At 62.5% G+C, this 12,673-nt stretch carries 16 protein-coding genes; 14 read left to right on the top strand and 2 right to left on the bottom strand.

Going from position 1 to position 12,673, the window contains the following annotated elements:
- Window positions 1–406 precede the first annotated feature (406 nt).
- The 14 genes from P8S53_RS20380 to P8S53_RS20315 are packed head-to-tail and all read left to right on the top strand — an operon-like array spanning window position 407 to window position 11,931.
- Entirely contained in the window at window positions 407–1,012 is a 606-nt protein-coding gene (locus tag P8S53_RS20380) for a lytic transglycosylase domain-containing protein (RefSeq protein WP_373418571.1), read from the top strand.
- Window positions 1,013–1,071: 59 nt separating this feature from the next.
- A complete protein-coding gene (locus P8S53_RS20375) occupies window positions 1,072–1,317 on the top strand; it encodes a TrbC/VirB2 family protein (protein ID WP_373418570.1) in 246 nt (81 codons plus the stop codon).
- Window positions 1,318–1,329: 12 nt separating this feature from the next.
- Window positions 1,330–1,608 carry a type IV secretion system protein VirB3 gene (locus P8S53_RS20370; protein ID WP_277807486.1) on the top strand — a complete coding sequence of 93 codons (279 nt, stop codon included), beginning with the start codon at window positions 1,330–1,332 and terminating at the stop codon, window positions 1,606–1,608.
- Window positions 1,598–3,970 carry a hypothetical protein gene (locus tag P8S53_RS20365; protein WP_277807485.1) on the top strand — a complete coding sequence of 791 codons (2,373 nt, stop codon included), beginning with the start codon at window positions 1,598–1,600 and terminating at the stop codon, window positions 3,968–3,970. Before P8S53_RS20370 ends, P8S53_RS20365 begins: the two co-directional genes overlap by 11 nt.
- Window positions 3,967–4,134 carry a hypothetical protein gene (locus P8S53_RS20360; RefSeq protein WP_277807484.1) on the top strand — a complete coding sequence of 56 codons (168 nt, stop codon included), beginning with the start codon at window positions 3,967–3,969 and terminating at the stop codon, window positions 4,132–4,134. The genes P8S53_RS20365 and P8S53_RS20360 overlap by 4 nt, the downstream gene beginning before the upstream one ends.
- Entirely contained in the window at window positions 4,127–5,296 is a 1,170-nt protein-coding gene (locus P8S53_RS20355; RefSeq protein WP_277807483.1) for a lytic transglycosylase domain-containing protein, read from the top strand. The genes P8S53_RS20360 and P8S53_RS20355 overlap by 8 nt, the downstream gene beginning before the upstream one ends.
- 52 nt (window positions 5,297–5,348) lie before the next feature.
- Window positions 5,349–6,155 carry a type IV secretion system protein gene (locus tag P8S53_RS20350; RefSeq protein ID WP_277807482.1) on the top strand — a complete coding sequence of 269 codons (807 nt, stop codon included), beginning with the start codon at window positions 5,349–5,351 and terminating at the stop codon, window positions 6,153–6,155.
- The gene (locus tag P8S53_RS20345) at window positions 6,152–6,829 is read left to right on the top strand and encodes a virB8 family protein (protein WP_277807481.1); all 678 of its coding nucleotides are present in this window, start codon (window positions 6,152–6,154) and stop codon (window positions 6,827–6,829) included. Before P8S53_RS20350 ends, P8S53_RS20345 begins: the two co-directional genes overlap by 4 nt.
- A gap of 10 nt (window positions 6,830–6,839) precedes the next feature.
- Window positions 6,840–7,574: a TrbG/VirB9 family P-type conjugative transfer protein gene (locus P8S53_RS20340; RefSeq protein ID WP_277807480.1), complete on the top strand. Its 735-nt coding sequence runs from the start codon at window positions 6,840–6,842 to the stop codon at window positions 7,572–7,574.
- On the top strand, window positions 7,574–8,920 hold the full coding sequence (locus P8S53_RS20335) for a TrbI/VirB10 family protein (protein ID WP_277807479.1): 1,347 nt from the start codon (window positions 7,574–7,576) through the stop codon (window positions 8,918–8,920). The genes P8S53_RS20340 and P8S53_RS20335 overlap by 1 nt, the downstream gene beginning before the upstream one ends.
- Window positions 8,920–9,945 (top strand): ATPase, T2SS/T4P/T4SS family, encoded by a 1,026-nt coding sequence (locus tag P8S53_RS20330; protein WP_373418566.1) that lies wholly within the window; start codon window positions 8,920–8,922, stop codon window positions 9,943–9,945. Before P8S53_RS20335 ends, P8S53_RS20330 begins: the two co-directional genes overlap by 1 nt.
- On the top strand, window positions 9,942–10,418 hold the full coding sequence (locus P8S53_RS20325) for a hypothetical protein (protein ID WP_277807478.1): 477 nt from the start codon (window positions 9,942–9,944) through the stop codon (window positions 10,416–10,418). The genes P8S53_RS20330 and P8S53_RS20325 overlap by 4 nt, the downstream gene beginning before the upstream one ends.
- A gap of 2 nt (window positions 10,419–10,420) precedes the next feature.
- The gene (locus P8S53_RS20320; protein ID WP_277807477.1) at window positions 10,421–11,428 is read left to right on the top strand and encodes a type IV secretion system protein; all 1,008 of its coding nucleotides are present in this window, start codon (window positions 10,421–10,423) and stop codon (window positions 11,426–11,428) included.
- Between the two features lie 2 nt (window positions 11,429–11,430).
- On the top strand, window positions 11,431–11,931 hold the full coding sequence (locus tag P8S53_RS20315) for a DUF2726 domain-containing protein (RefSeq protein ID WP_277807476.1): 501 nt from the start codon (window positions 11,431–11,433) through the stop codon (window positions 11,929–11,931).
- Between the two features lie 80 nt (window positions 11,932–12,011).
- On the opposite strand, the gene P8S53_RS20310 is transcribed toward P8S53_RS20315, so the two are convergent.
- Window positions 12,012–12,410 carry a PIN domain-containing protein gene (locus tag P8S53_RS20310; protein ID WP_277807475.1) on the bottom strand — a complete coding sequence of 133 codons (399 nt, stop codon included), beginning with the start codon at window positions 12,408–12,410 and terminating at the stop codon, window positions 12,012–12,014.
- On the bottom strand, window positions 12,407–12,658 hold the full coding sequence (locus tag P8S53_RS20305; RefSeq protein WP_277807474.1) for a type II toxin-antitoxin system PrlF family antitoxin: 252 nt from the start codon (window positions 12,656–12,658) through the stop codon (window positions 12,407–12,409). The genes P8S53_RS20310 and P8S53_RS20305 overlap by 4 nt, the downstream gene beginning before the upstream one ends.
- Between the last annotated feature and the right edge of the window lie 15 nt (window positions 12,659–12,673).

Genomic DNA, 12,673 nt, shown 5'->3' with positions numbered 1-12,673 from the left:
CTGCATGCTGCCCGACTTGCACCTCGAGGGACTCAACCTGAGGGTGTTTTGTTTTAAACCATGAGCCCCCGCGATCCTTGAGGGGCTGTTCAGACAATCTGTCGCCAGAGGGCGGGTGATTTCAGGTGCGTGGCACGCGAAACACCCCTCGATCCAAGGCCGCGCAATCCCGTTGCGCGGCACGGGTGCGGCTGTGCCGATCGCGGCGCTGGGGTCTGGACCCGCCGGAGGATCACGCGCGGCTTTGCCCCTGCGAACTGCAGGTTGTGGAGTGTGAATTTTGTTGCGCGTAAATGCTTGTCCCGGGGCAGCGGTCCCGACTGTGATCCGGCCAGAGATCATGTCTGTGGTCTTGCCCGCGATCTTGACCCTGACCCTCGCCTCCCCGGCACTGGCGGGCGACGGGCTGATCCTGCGCTTTGGAGACGATGGCAGCTTTGGCCCGTCCCAGACCACGCGCAGCTTTGCCAAGCATTATTCAGGCGGTGAGCTGATCGCGCCCTTGCGCGAGGCCGCACTTGTGCCGAACACGCCCGAGAGGTCGCACTCTGATCGGACAGCTGCACAGGCTGCACCGCGCGCGCGCCCCGAAATCCTAACCCTGATTGCCGAGACCACCGCACGCTATGCAGGCCATGAGGCCTTGCGCTCGGGTGGCCTCAGTGCCTCCGAATGGGCGCTGCTGTTCCAGTCCAATATCGAGATCGAGAGCGCCTATAACCCCAATGCCCTCTCGCATGCAGGCGCGATCGGGCTGGGGCAGCTGATGCCCGACACGGCGCGTAGCCTTGGCGTCGATCCCCATGACATCGCCCAGAACCTCGACGGCTCTGCGCGCTATCTGCTGATGCGACTGGCGCAGTTCGGCAGCCCGGAGCTGGCACTCGCGGCCTACAATGCCGGCGCCGGCGCGGTGATCCGCCATGACGGCATTCCCCCTTACCCCGAGACCATTGGTCATGTCCGCAAGGTCATGGCTGTTTTTGACCGCCTCCAAGGAGAGACACTATGACCAAGAGACTGACCCGCCGACACTGGGCCATTGCCACAAGCTTGGGCGTCACAATCCTGATGCTGGCCGCCAACCCGGCCCTTGCGCAATCCATCGATCTCAACCCGGTCACCAGCCTCTTGCAAGGCATCATCGACACGATCACCGGCCCTCTGGGCATCGCGATTGCCACGCTGGCGGTGGTCGGTATTGGTCTTTCGTGGTTTTTCGGGATCATCGATTTCCGCCAAGCGATGTTTGTCGTGATTGCGATTGCCATTGTGGCCAGTGCCGCCACCATCGTCAGCTCCATCTGGCAAACATGACGGGCGCGGGTGATGTGTGAGCGCTCCACCTTGTTTCTGGGTCTCGTGCGGCCCCCGCAAATGCTGGGCCTACCCATCCTCTATGCGGTGCCCTGGATTTTTGGGTCAGTGCTCGCACTTATCTGGTCACAGTCGCTCTGGGCTTTTGCCTTCGCGGCTGCCGCCTACCCGGCACTCTGGTTGGCTGCCCAATGGGACCCGGCCTTTGTCGAAGTCATTCGCGTGGTCTCGGAACACACGCGGCCCACAAAGAACCGCAAAATCTGGAACGGAGATTCCTATGCCCCGTGATCTCAGTGCAGGCGCGGCCGCCACGCAAATCCTGCCCGATTGGGCCGGGGACGAGGCCCGCCTTGCGCATCATCTGCCTTACGTCAAACTTGTCGATGATCACACGATCCTCACGCGCGGTGGCGAATACTTGCAATGCATCCGGGTAAGCGGGGCCAACAGCTTCACCGCGCCAGATGTCAGCCTCGACAAGACCCGGGCGATCATTGCCGCAGTCATCGCGCAAAGCGGAGCGGGGTTTTCCTTTTATGTGCACAAGGTCTCGGCCCACGTGCCAGTCGAGCTGAAGCCGATGGAGGCGGGCGGTTTTGCCGAGGCGCTGGACGCGCGCTGGCAAGCGCATCTGCGCGAGGCTGGCTTGCGCGACCGCACCCTGACCATCACTGTGGTCAAGCGCCCCACAGTGCTTGAGCGCCTGCCGCTCTTGCGCAAAGCGCGCGCGGGGCAGGGGAGCGATCAGAGCCGCCGCCAGATCGCGCGGCTCAAAGAGGTGGTGGAGTTCCTCACCCAAAGCCTGACCGAGATGGAAGCGCGGCTTCTGGCCGCGTCTTCGGGCGAGCTGCTGGGGTTTCTGGAATCGCTCAATACCGGGATCGAGGCGCCGACCTATCCGCGCGGCTTTCCCTCCACCATCGCCGATGATGTCGCCAACAGGCGCGTCACGTTTCGCGGCGACAAGTTCCTGATCTCTGGGGGCTCGGGCGAGGACCGCATCGGGCAGATCTTTACGGTCAAGAACTACCCCAGCCAGACCTGGTGCTCCATGTTCGATGATCTGGCGCTCCCCATCGACATGGTCGTGACCCACAGTTTCACGCCGGTGAACTCGAGCGTGATGGGCGACCGCATCAAGCGCCAGATCCGGATGATGCGCGCAGGCGATGATGCTGCGATCTCACTGCAAAACGATCTGGTGCAGGCCGCCGATGATCTGGCCTCTGAACGCCTGATTTTTGGCGATCACCATATGAGTGTCGCGACATTTGCCGAGAGTGAGCAAAAACTCGACAGTATCGCGGCCGAGATACGCAATATCGCCGCCTCCGTCGGTGTGAAGTTGATGATGGAGACATATTCGGCCCGCGCGAGCTATTTTGCCCAAAGCCCCGGCAATGCCAGCTACCGTGCGCGCCGCGCCACAATCACCAATCTGAATTTCGCCGATATGGCGGCCCTCCACCGCACGCCACTGGGCAAACCGGGCGACCGCACGCCCTGGGACACGCCGATCACGATGTTCCCGACGCCTGAGCGCTCGGCTTATCGCTTCTCGTTTCATGAGAAGGGCAGCCCCGCCTCTGAACCCACCAGCGGGCATACGATCATTCTGGGTCGCTCAGGCTCAGGGAAATCAGTGCTGGCGACGTTTCTGATGGCACAGGCCCGGCGTACCGACGCGCGCATCTTCGCCTTTGACTATCGCTACGGGCTCGAGATGGGCCTGCGCGCCATGGGTGGCAGTTATCAATCGATCCGGGCAGGTGAGGCCACGGGGCTGAACCCGCTTTGGGTGGAAACCGATGCCGCAGGGCGTGAATGGCTGACAGATGCACTGATCAGCTTGCTGGAATCGCGCGGCGCGCAGCTTACCCCCCAGCAGACCCATGCGGTGCAGGCCATTGTGCGGCGCAATGCCGAGGCCAGCGATCCGTCGTTGCGCAACTGGACGGAATTCGCAGGCCAGTTCCGTTCGGTCGATGATGGCGGCGATCTGGCCGAGAGGGTGCGGGAATGGACCCCGCAGGGGCGCTTTGGCTGGGTCTTTGGCACAACCCTAGAGGATACGTTCTCATTGGACGGTGATGTCGTTGGCTTCGATCTCACGGGACTTCTGGACGCGGAGAACGAGACCGCGCGCATGGCAGTGCTGAGCTACATCTTCCGGCGCATCGAGCGCAAGATCGAGGATCGCCGCCCCACTATCGTGCTGATCGATGAGGCCTGGAAGGCGTTCGACAACAGCTATTTCGCAAACAAGCTCGAAGACTGGCTGGTGACCGCGCGCAAACAAAACACGGTCGTCGTGATGATGACGCAGTTTGCCTCGCAACTCGACAAGTCGCGCGTGGGCAGCACGATCATTCAGGCCCTGCCGACACAGATCCTGCTTCCGAATTCCCGCGCCAAGCCCGGCGATTACGGCCCTCTCGCGCTCAGCGACAAAGAGCTCGATGTGATGATGAACGCACTGCCTGCCTCGCATCTGGGCCTGATCCGTGATGATCAGGGTGCCCATATCGTCGACGCGGGTCTCGCCCCGCTGGGCGATTATCTCGCCGTCCTCGGTGGCCTCAAATCCGGCGAGGCCGTGGTCGGCACAGATTACCGCAATACCCCTGAATTCTGGAGACGGGCGACATGAAACCTGCCGTGATTTTGCTGATCCTCACCTCTGTTCTCGCAGGATGTGCCCCCACACCTTCTGCCCCCGTGCGCTCGGAGTGCTTTCGCGCGGATGGAACGGCGCGGTGCACGTTCACGCCGCTGCCAGAGCTATGGGCGCGTGAGGTTGCGCGCGATGCGTGACAGGCCCTCCACGCGCGCAGCTCTCGCGCATCTTGTCCTCATTGCGGGCTTGGGCGCAGGGGCGGCCTCAACCGCTCTTGCGCAAGGCGTGCCGGCCTTTGACGCGGCCCGGGCAGTCGAACAGGCCCGCCAGCTTGCCGAGCGATTGCAGGATGAGGCGCTGCAGATCGGCAAGGGGGATCAGCGCGCCAGCATCGAGGAGATCAAGCGCCAGCAACTGGCGCAGCTCGAGGCGATCATCGAGAGCACCACGATCTCGGCGCAAAGCATGAGTGCTACGATCCAGAGCCTTGAGGCCGGACAGGGGGTAGAGAGTGCCGCGACCCAGGTCTATCCCGACATCGAGACCAGCTTGCCTGCGCGGCAGCTCTTTGGCGATGCGCGCCAGAACGTGGAAGAAATCATCATTCAAGGTGCCCGCGACACCTATCACCACCCCGGGGTGGCCCGCGCAGGGCTCTCGCCCGTGCAATGGCGCGCTCTCTTGCAGGCGCTGATCTGGCAGGAAAGCCGCTTCAATCCGGTCGCCGAATCCCATGTGGGCGCTTACGGGCTCACCCAGATCATGCCCGGCACAGCCAGTGATCTGGGCATCAACCCGGCCTACCGCACAGACCCGCTCTTGCAGGTACAAGGCGGCGGGCGCTATCTCGCGCGCCGCCTCGATCAGCTGGGAGGCGACATCATCCTGGCCCTTGCCGCCTATAATGCGGGGCTGGGGCGCGTGCAGCAATATGGCGGTGTGCCACCCTTCGCCGAGACGCAGAATTACGTCCAGGTGATCCCGCGCAAATACAATGAATACTTGCGCCTGATCGGAGGCGAGGACGCGCTTGGCACGATCTCGGCCGCGCATATGGCCAATGCGGAACTCGGCCTGCGCGGTATGGCCGCCATCGGCTATGCGGAACTCGGTCACGCCAATATCCGGCGCGCCGCCGAACGGCTGGCCTCGATCGTTACACAAGTGGGGCAGGGAAAGGATTGGGCCGAGGCCCAGGCGCTCAACACCTATGCCCGCGCCGAGATCGGGCGGCTCCTGGTCTTGTCGATGCGCATGCAGGCCGCGCGCGCCCGGCCTTTGAGTGCGCAGCAGCTGATGGTCATCGCCCAGATGGCCGATGAGAAACGTTTTTCTGATTTGACCCTTGAGGAGTTCTGAGATGCGCCCTGCGTATATGTCATCCCTGATCGCAGCCCGTCCGAGAGCAGCCATGACCGCACGCGCGCGAACCAGCCGTTTTGCTGTGGCAGCGGTGCTGGGTCTTGCCCTCACAGCCCTCGCGCCCACGCCTGTTCTCGCCCAAGGCGTGCCGACATTCGATGCCCAAAGCCTGACCAACCAGATCCGCCAGCTTCAGCATATGCTCAATGATCTCGGCATTCAGACCGACCAGCTCGACGCACTGCTGGAACAGGTCAACCTGCTTGGTGACCAGCTTACCCAGTTGCAGGACATCTACGGCATTCTGACCAGCCAGAACCCGATGTCGCTCCTGAAGGGCGGCGATCTTGATTGCCTGTTGCAGCAGGATTTTGAAAGCCTCACCGGCGCGGTCAGCAGCCTTTCGCAAGGCGATCTCATGGGGGCGCTCTCGGGGGGCTGCGGGGATATGGCAGCTTCCGTCGAACGGGTGCTGACCAGCACAGGCCTCTCACCTGCCATTGTCCAGCAGCTCTCGCAATCCGACGTCACGGGCGAACGCCGACTGGGCCAGCAAGCCTCGGCTGCGGTGGTTTCCTCTGCGGCGGCACAAAGCGCGCATGAGCGCTCGAACACGAGCGTGCGGCGCATCGAGATCATGGTGGGCGAGATCGGCAATACCCAAGGGATCAAGGAATCCGTCGATCACAACACGCTGGTCACGGCCGAGATTGGCATCATCCTGTTGCAGATGCTGGAACTGCAGGCCGCCCAGACCATGGCCGATGGCGTGGCGGGTGTTGCAACCGCCGCCCAGCAGGCCGAAGAACAGGCGTTTTCCGATCTGACCATGCCGCCCTTGCGGATGCAGCCATGAGGGGGTTTGCGCGCGGCGCGCCAGCAATCCCCGATATCGGTGAGACGGTCACCGAAGAGCTGATCTTTGGCGCGCTGCGCCGCGAGCGGCTCTGGCAGGTGATAGCACTCAGCGCCACAGGCTTTGGTGCCGTGATGGGCCTTGGCATGATGCTGGTCGCCATCAAGCACGAGATGCCCGCGCCGCAACTGGTGCCCTTTGACACGGCAACCGGTGCCGCCGTGCCCTGGGCAGAGGTGCGCGCGATCTCGCTGCATGAAGAGCGCGCGGTCACCGATTCCATGATCTTTTCTTACGTGCGCGACCGCGAGACTTTTAATCAGCTCGACAATGATCTGCGCGTGCGTTCGGTCATGCAGCGGTCCACCGGTGATGCGGCGGCCAGTATGCGCAGCCTTTGGAGCAGTGCAAACCCTAATTTTCCGCCCGAGCGCTACGGGTCTGCCCGCATGGATGTCGAGATCATTTCGATCGCGCCCCTGTCGGGCAACCGCGCCCAGATCCGGCTGCGCAAGCGCCTGCGCTCGAATGAGGGCGACCAGATCGGGAATTTCACTGTGACGCTGGCCTATGAGTTCGAGCCCGCGGAGGTCCGCGAGATCGCCCATGTCTGGGCCAATCCCTTCGGCTTCAAGGTCCGCGAATACGCCATCACCTCTGATCGGTTCGAGTGAGGATTTTGATATGAGATTTACACCCCGGACACTGGGCACCCCGACGCGCGCGCCGATGAAACTCGCGGCCACCACAACCCTTGGCCTTTTGCTCCTCACGGGCCCGCTGGCCGCCGAAATCACCCCACGCGCGGGCCCCCATGACGCCCGCGTGCGCGATGCCATCTATGTCGATGGACAGGTCTATAACCTTGTGCTGATGCTCGAGCGCGTCACCACAGTGGAACTGCCGCACGGCGAGGAAATCGTCTCGGTTGTCGCCGGTGACACCGAGAGCTTTGATTTTGATGCAGTGCCCGGTGGGCGGGCTTTTGTCATCAAGCCCAAACGCTCGGGCGCACGCACCAATATCACCGTCTTTACCAACCGGCGGACCTACTATTTTGTCGCAACAGCCTCGCGCAACACGGCCTTTTATTCCGTGCGCTTCACAGTACCTGCAGATCAGGCGCGCGAACGCCATGGCCGTGTAAGCGAGACGCGCGCATTCAACACTCGCTATGGTGGCAATGCCATGACAGCGATTACGCCCGAAGAGGTCTGGGATGATGGCACATTTACGTATTTCCGCTTCTCCAAAAGTGGTGAGCTGCCAACGATCTTTGCGATCTCCGACGGGATGGAGCGCATTGCCAATTCCCATGTCCAGCGCGATGGCACGATCCGCGTGAGCGGCACCAGCCCCTATTGGGTCTTGCGCTTGGGCGACCTTGAGACCGCCATTGCCGATCTGGGAGCAAAGTGATGTCGGATCCCACTGATCTCTCGGCCCGGCTCAAGAACCTTGAGGACGACTTTTCCAAACCGCGCAACGCGCGGGCCAACTCACCACTGCTGATGCTAGGCATTCTGGGGGCCGCTGCAGCGGTGGGTGCTGCGGTCTATGTCGCCTTAAATGTGCCGAAGGACAGCACGCGGCTCGCTACCCAGAGCGCGCAGGATTTCCAGATCGGCGGCTCGGCCTTTGGCGATATGGAAGTGGCGAGCGCACCGCCTCCTCCATCGCCGCACGCTGCGGACACTGCGCCGCAAGAGTCCAGCGAGTTGGCCACCTTGTTAGAGCAGCTCGCCGCGATGCAGGCGGAACTGACCGCGCTGCGCGAGGCGCCCGCCTCACCCGATGACGGACGGGAAAGCGAGCTGTCTGATCTGCAGGCCCAGATACATGAGATGCAAGCAGCCGCCGACCAGGCGCAGCGGGAGGCGCAAGAGGCCGCGCGCAGGCTCGATCGCGAGCTCTCGGAACGCAACCGCGAAATTACCCGGCTGGAAAGCGAGTTGCAGATGGCGCGACTCTCGCAACCACCCACCCGGATCGCAGGCGATACCCGCGATCTGGAGCGCGAAGAGTTGGAGCGTCGCCGCGCGGCCGCCGAGGAAGCCCGCCTTGCACGTCTCAATTCGCCCATGCTTGCTATTGGCGGGCGCGGGGGATCGGGCGGAGCGGAGAGCGCGCAGGAGGCAAGCCGTCTCGATGACAATGAAGAGTTCGTGCGCAGCGTCGGGCGCCCGGCCCCTGTCGAGCGCGCCAGCGTCATCGTCAATCCCGCCAATACCGTGACGCAAGGCAGCGTGATCCAGGCTTCGCTGGAGACCGCGATCGATTCGAGCCTTCCGGGGCCCATTCGCGCGGTCGTCACGCAGGATGTGCATTCCTATGACGGCACGCGCATCCTGATCCCGCGCGGGAGCCGTCTTACGGGTCGCTATTCCGCCAATGTCAGCGTTGGGCAATACCGCGCCATGGTCGCCTGGGAGCGCATCATCCTGCCTGACAATCAAACTGTCACGATCTCGGCCTATGGCGGCGATGCGATCGGCCGCTCTGGCGTGTCGGGCCGCGTCAACCGGCGCTTTGGCGAGCGCTTTGGCGCAGCCGCGCTGATCTCGCTTCTCTCCTCGGGTCCGGCGCTCGCGTCGCGCGAGATCGAGAATGACATGGCGCGCGATGGCGCAACCCGCGTCTCGGGCGATCTGCGTGATGCGACCGGCTCTGTGCTCAGCGAGTATCTCAGCCTGCCACCCATCATCACCATAAATCAGGGCGGGCGCGTCACAGTCATGGTCGACCGCGATCTGGAGGTTTTCTGATGGACGGGTTGATGGACGCCCAGGCGGGCCAAGGGCAAAACAGCTATTTCGCGCAGGAAATGGAGCGGCTGGGGCCAATTGTGAGGGACCCCAGCCTGGTCGAGCTCTGCGTCAACCCCGATGGCCGCGTCTGGGTCGAGTTGCAAGGCGACAGCGCCATGCGCCTGAGCGCGCAAACCCTGTCGCAGACCGAAATGGGGGATCTGGCGAGCAATATCGCCTCGACCGGCAACAGCACGCTGGGGCGCAGCCGCCCGGTGATTTCGGGCTCGGTTCTCTATGAGGGCCGCGCCGTGCGCTATCAGGTCGTGGCGCCGCCTGTCGTGGAGCATGGGCATTCCATCTCGATGCGGTTTTTTTCCAGCATTCCGCTTGAGGCGATTGCGCTGAAGTTTCTGCATGGCAAGGAAATCTCGCTGGGCGACCGGCGCACGGCGCTGGGGCGGGAGCTGAAGGGGTTGGTTGCGCGTGGCGATCTCGATGCGGCCGCGCGCTTTTGCATTGCCCATAAGCTGAACCTCATCGTCGCGGGCGGCACCTCGACCGGCAAGACCGTGCTCGCGCGCAAGCTGATCTCCTTTGTGCCCGCGCATGAGCGGATCATCACCATCGAGGAAGCGGCCGAGCTGATCCCGACCCAGCCCAACACCGTCACGCTTCTGTCGGACCGGGACAATCCCCTGCGCTCGACTGATGCGCTGCTCACATCCTCGCTGCGCATGCGCCCCGATCGGTTGATCGTGGGCGAGGTGCGCGGGGCCGAGGCCATGACGTTTCTGGAAGCCATCAATACTGGCCATGGTGGCTCGATCACCACGCTGCATGCCGAAACCCCGGAGCTTGCGATCTCGCGCCTCGCCATCGCCGCGCTCAAATCCAACCTGCCGCTGACCTATGACAACATGTGCGCCTATATCGCCAATTCGATCGATGTGATCGTCCAGGCCGGGCGCAAGGACGGCGCGCGCGGCATCACCCAATTCTATTTCCCCGCTCTTCCCGATGAACAGGACCCCCGGATATGAAACACGCCCTCCTCGGCCTTGCGCTCTTTGTTGCGATGCCCGTTCTCGCGCAGACCGCGCCTGATTTGAATGATCTCGACCCGAACACGCTGCCGCCCGCGCCGGCGCAGGGCAATGCCCTCGATCTGATGATGCCGCAGCTCTACACCGCGTCGGAGCCCGACCGCGTGGTCAATGGCTGCATCGTCCCCGGACGCCCCGACTGGCTGATTGAGATGAACCCCGCGACGACGAATGAGCGGGCGATGGTACATGCGATCTACAATCTGCGGTGGTCCAAAGCGGTCGTCGAAAATGAGGATTGCGACTGCGCCTTGCGTCATCCCGATTGGGCAGAGGTCATTGCAGAGTTCAATGAGAGCTACGCCGGGATGGACAAGCAGCAAATGTTTGATACGCAGATGTCATATCGTTCCATGCATCATCAGCGCGTTGCGCGTGCTCGTGCCATTTGCCGTGAACAAAGCCGCTGAGCATGGGCATTGTCTCCTGGATCGTCGGATCGGTCGAAGGCTTCCTCGCCACTGCAGGCGAGACAGCATTCGGGGCCTTGCTCGGCTCTGTCGGCACGATCGGCATGGCGATGGCAACCCTGGCCGTGGTGTTTGTTGCCCTCAATGCGATGCTGCAGGTCAAGTCGATCGATCTGCGCACCGCTGTCATGCTGGGGGTCAAATTGGCCCTCGTGGGGATCTTCGCGCGCAATTGGGCCGAGTTCAACTCTGTGACCAATGCCATTGTCGGTGGGTCGGAGCATCTTGCTGGCGTGATCGTCGGTGCGGCGGGTGGTGTTGGCAATGGGTCTGCTGGTCATTTCGCGCAGCAGTTTGATGCAATCATTTCTGACTTGATCGACACCGCAAACAATATCGGCAGCGCAATGAACTGGGTCGGGGGGGCGTTTTTTACGACAATCGCCTTCATCATCCTTGCCGCCATGGGCGCTGCCGCCGGTCTGATGATCGTCTTCGCCAAGCTGATGATCACCTTCTATGTCAGCATCGCGCCGATCATGATCACCATGTCGCTCCTGAATGCCACGAAAGACTATTTCCAGAACTGGCTCACCGGGATCATCAGCTATGCCTTCTATCCCATCGTGATTGCTGCCGTATTCTCGGTCATCATCTCGATGAGTGACCAGATGGCCAGTAATGTGAATTCCGGCGATCTCGCAACCCTCGGTCAGACCATCCCCTTCTTTGCCATGATCATCATGGCATTTTTCGCGATATTCCTGATCCCCGTGATCATGCGCCAGATCACCGGCAATATTCAGCTGACCTCCGCGATGAGCGGGCCCATGGCCGCCCTCGGCACCCTCTCCGCCGCCCGCATGGCTGGACTTATGGGCCGGCCCGGGCCAGTACAGCCCGTAGGCCTCGGCGCGGGTGGGGCAACGCGGGGGCCGGGGGGCGGTCCAGGGACCGCGTCGGCCGCGGCAAGCCGTATGGCGCGCTCGGCACGTCTGGCAGGGAGATGAGTATGGAATTGACACCCGGCACATTTGCGCTGATCGCGTTCGCGGTTGCCTTTGTCGTGATCCTCGCGGCGTTCATCTCGCGCAAGGGCATCTTCGCGCCCCCGTTTGAACGCCGCCCCCTCATGAACCAGACGGAATTGCGGCTCTTCAAGATGCTGCGCGCGGAACTGCCTGCCGGCTGGAGCGTGATGTGCCAGGTCGCCTACGGGGCGTTCCTGCGCAATAAGAGCTATAAGCGCTATATGAGCATCAACTCAAAACGCGCGGATTTCGTGCTGCTGGACGCTGATCTGAATGTGGCCCTGGTGATCGAGTATCAGGGCAAAGGCCATTTCGGGAACAGCCGCGACAGCCGCGCACGCGCCCAGAAAAGCGATACCGTCAAGCGGCAGGCACTGCGAGAGGCAGGTATTGAACTCGTCGAACTGCCCGCAAAGTTTGATCGCGACATGGTGGCGGAAATAGTGCGGGGGCTGGTTTTGCAAGACAGTGCTGGATCGTAGTGCAAGGGCCAGTGCCAGCTTGGAACCCGCAGACTGGCAGTTGGCACAAACGGATGGCCGACCCGAATTGGCACCAAGCTTTACACAGTCAGAAGCCTGACATTGGGCAAGCGCGCGGCCTTGTGATCAAAGGTGATAAGCTCGCTGGCACCGACGCGCCGGGCCGCGGCTGCGATCATCAGATCGGCAAAGCCAAAGCCATCATTGCGGTAGCGATCCACCGCCGTGGCCACATCATCGGAATCCTCGATCCGCACCTCCACTGACGACAGCAACCCATCGAGAGCCGCCGCTATGTCACCTCGCGCGTAGCCATAGGCGCGCTCCAGCACCCAAACCAGTTCCACAAGAACCTCACGGCCGACAAAGCCCTGGTCCTGATCCGTCAGGCCATCGATGAGTTTGGTGGCCAGTCGTGCCTGTTCAGGGTCATCCTGCACAAGGAACCGCACCAGCACATTCGTGTCGAGTGCGATCATGCGCCGGGCTTCGCACGCTCGGACGCGGCAGCGCCAATCGCCTCTTCCATCTGGTCAAGCGACACCGGCCGCTGCTCGGCGCGGGCAAGCACGCCCCGCAACTCCTTGACCGACCGGGCTTTCAGAATGCGCACCTCACCGTCGAGGATAACATAGCGCACCCGGTCCCCGCTCGAGAGACCGAGGGCCGCGCGGACATCACGCGGCAATGTGGTCTGGCCTTTGACGGTGACAGTCGATTCCTGCATTGAGCAAAGTTCCTT

The organism is Roseinatronobacter sp. S2 (assembly GCF_029581395.1).
GTDB lineage: Bacteria > Pseudomonadota > Alphaproteobacteria > Rhodobacterales > Rhodobacteraceae > Roseinatronobacter.
Note: the sequence above shows the minus strand (reverse complement) of the source record. Positions and strands in the feature narration are given on the sequence as shown.

Excerpts from the sequence above, each read along its gene's own strand:
- P8S53_RS20375 (WP_373418570.1), top strand. The coding sequence starts at position 1,072 with ATGCTGGCCGCCAACCCGGCCCTTGCGCAATCCATCGATCTCAACCCG.
- P8S53_RS20370 (WP_277807486.1), top strand. The coding sequence starts at position 1,330 with ATGTGTGAGCGCTCCACCTTGTTTCTGGGTCTCGTGCGGCCCCCGCAA.
- P8S53_RS20365 (WP_277807485.1), top strand. The coding sequence starts at position 1,598 with ATGCCCCGTGATCTCAGTGCAGGCGCGGCCGCCACGCAAATCCTGCCC.
- P8S53_RS20360 (WP_277807484.1), top strand. The coding sequence starts at position 3,967 with ATGAAACCTGCCGTGATTTTGCTGATCCTCACCTCTGTTCTCGCAGGA.
- P8S53_RS20355 (WP_277807483.1), top strand. The coding sequence starts at position 4,127 with ATGCGTGACAGGCCCTCCACGCGCGCAGCTCTCGCGCATCTTGTCCTC.
- P8S53_RS20350 (WP_277807482.1), top strand. The coding sequence starts at position 5,349 with ATGACCGCACGCGCGCGAACCAGCCGTTTTGCTGTGGCAGCGGTGCTG.
- P8S53_RS20345 (WP_277807481.1), top strand. The coding sequence starts at position 6,152 with ATGAGGGGGTTTGCGCGCGGCGCGCCAGCAATCCCCGATATCGGTGAG.
- P8S53_RS20340 (WP_277807480.1), top strand. The coding sequence starts at position 6,840 with ATGAGATTTACACCCCGGACACTGGGCACCCCGACGCGCGCGCCGATG.
- P8S53_RS20335 (WP_277807479.1), top strand. The coding sequence starts at position 7,574 with ATGTCGGATCCCACTGATCTCTCGGCCCGGCTCAAGAACCTTGAGGAC.
- P8S53_RS20330 (WP_373418566.1), top strand. The coding sequence starts at position 8,920 with ATGGACGGGTTGATGGACGCCCAGGCGGGCCAAGGGCAAAACAGCTAT.
- P8S53_RS20325 (WP_277807478.1), top strand. The coding sequence starts at position 9,942 with ATGAAACACGCCCTCCTCGGCCTTGCGCTCTTTGTTGCGATGCCCGTT.
- P8S53_RS20320 (WP_277807477.1), top strand. The coding sequence starts at position 10,421 with ATGGGCATTGTCTCCTGGATCGTCGGATCGGTCGAAGGCTTCCTCGCC.
- P8S53_RS20315 (WP_277807476.1), top strand. The coding sequence starts at position 11,431 with ATGGAATTGACACCCGGCACATTTGCGCTGATCGCGTTCGCGGTTGCC.
- P8S53_RS20310 (WP_277807475.1), bottom strand. The coding sequence starts at position 12,410 with ATGATCGCACTCGACACGAATGTGCTGGTGCGGTTCCTTGTGCAGGAT.
- P8S53_RS20305 (WP_277807474.1), bottom strand. The coding sequence starts at position 12,658 with ATGCAGGAATCGACTGTCACCGTCAAAGGCCAGACCACATTGCCGCGT.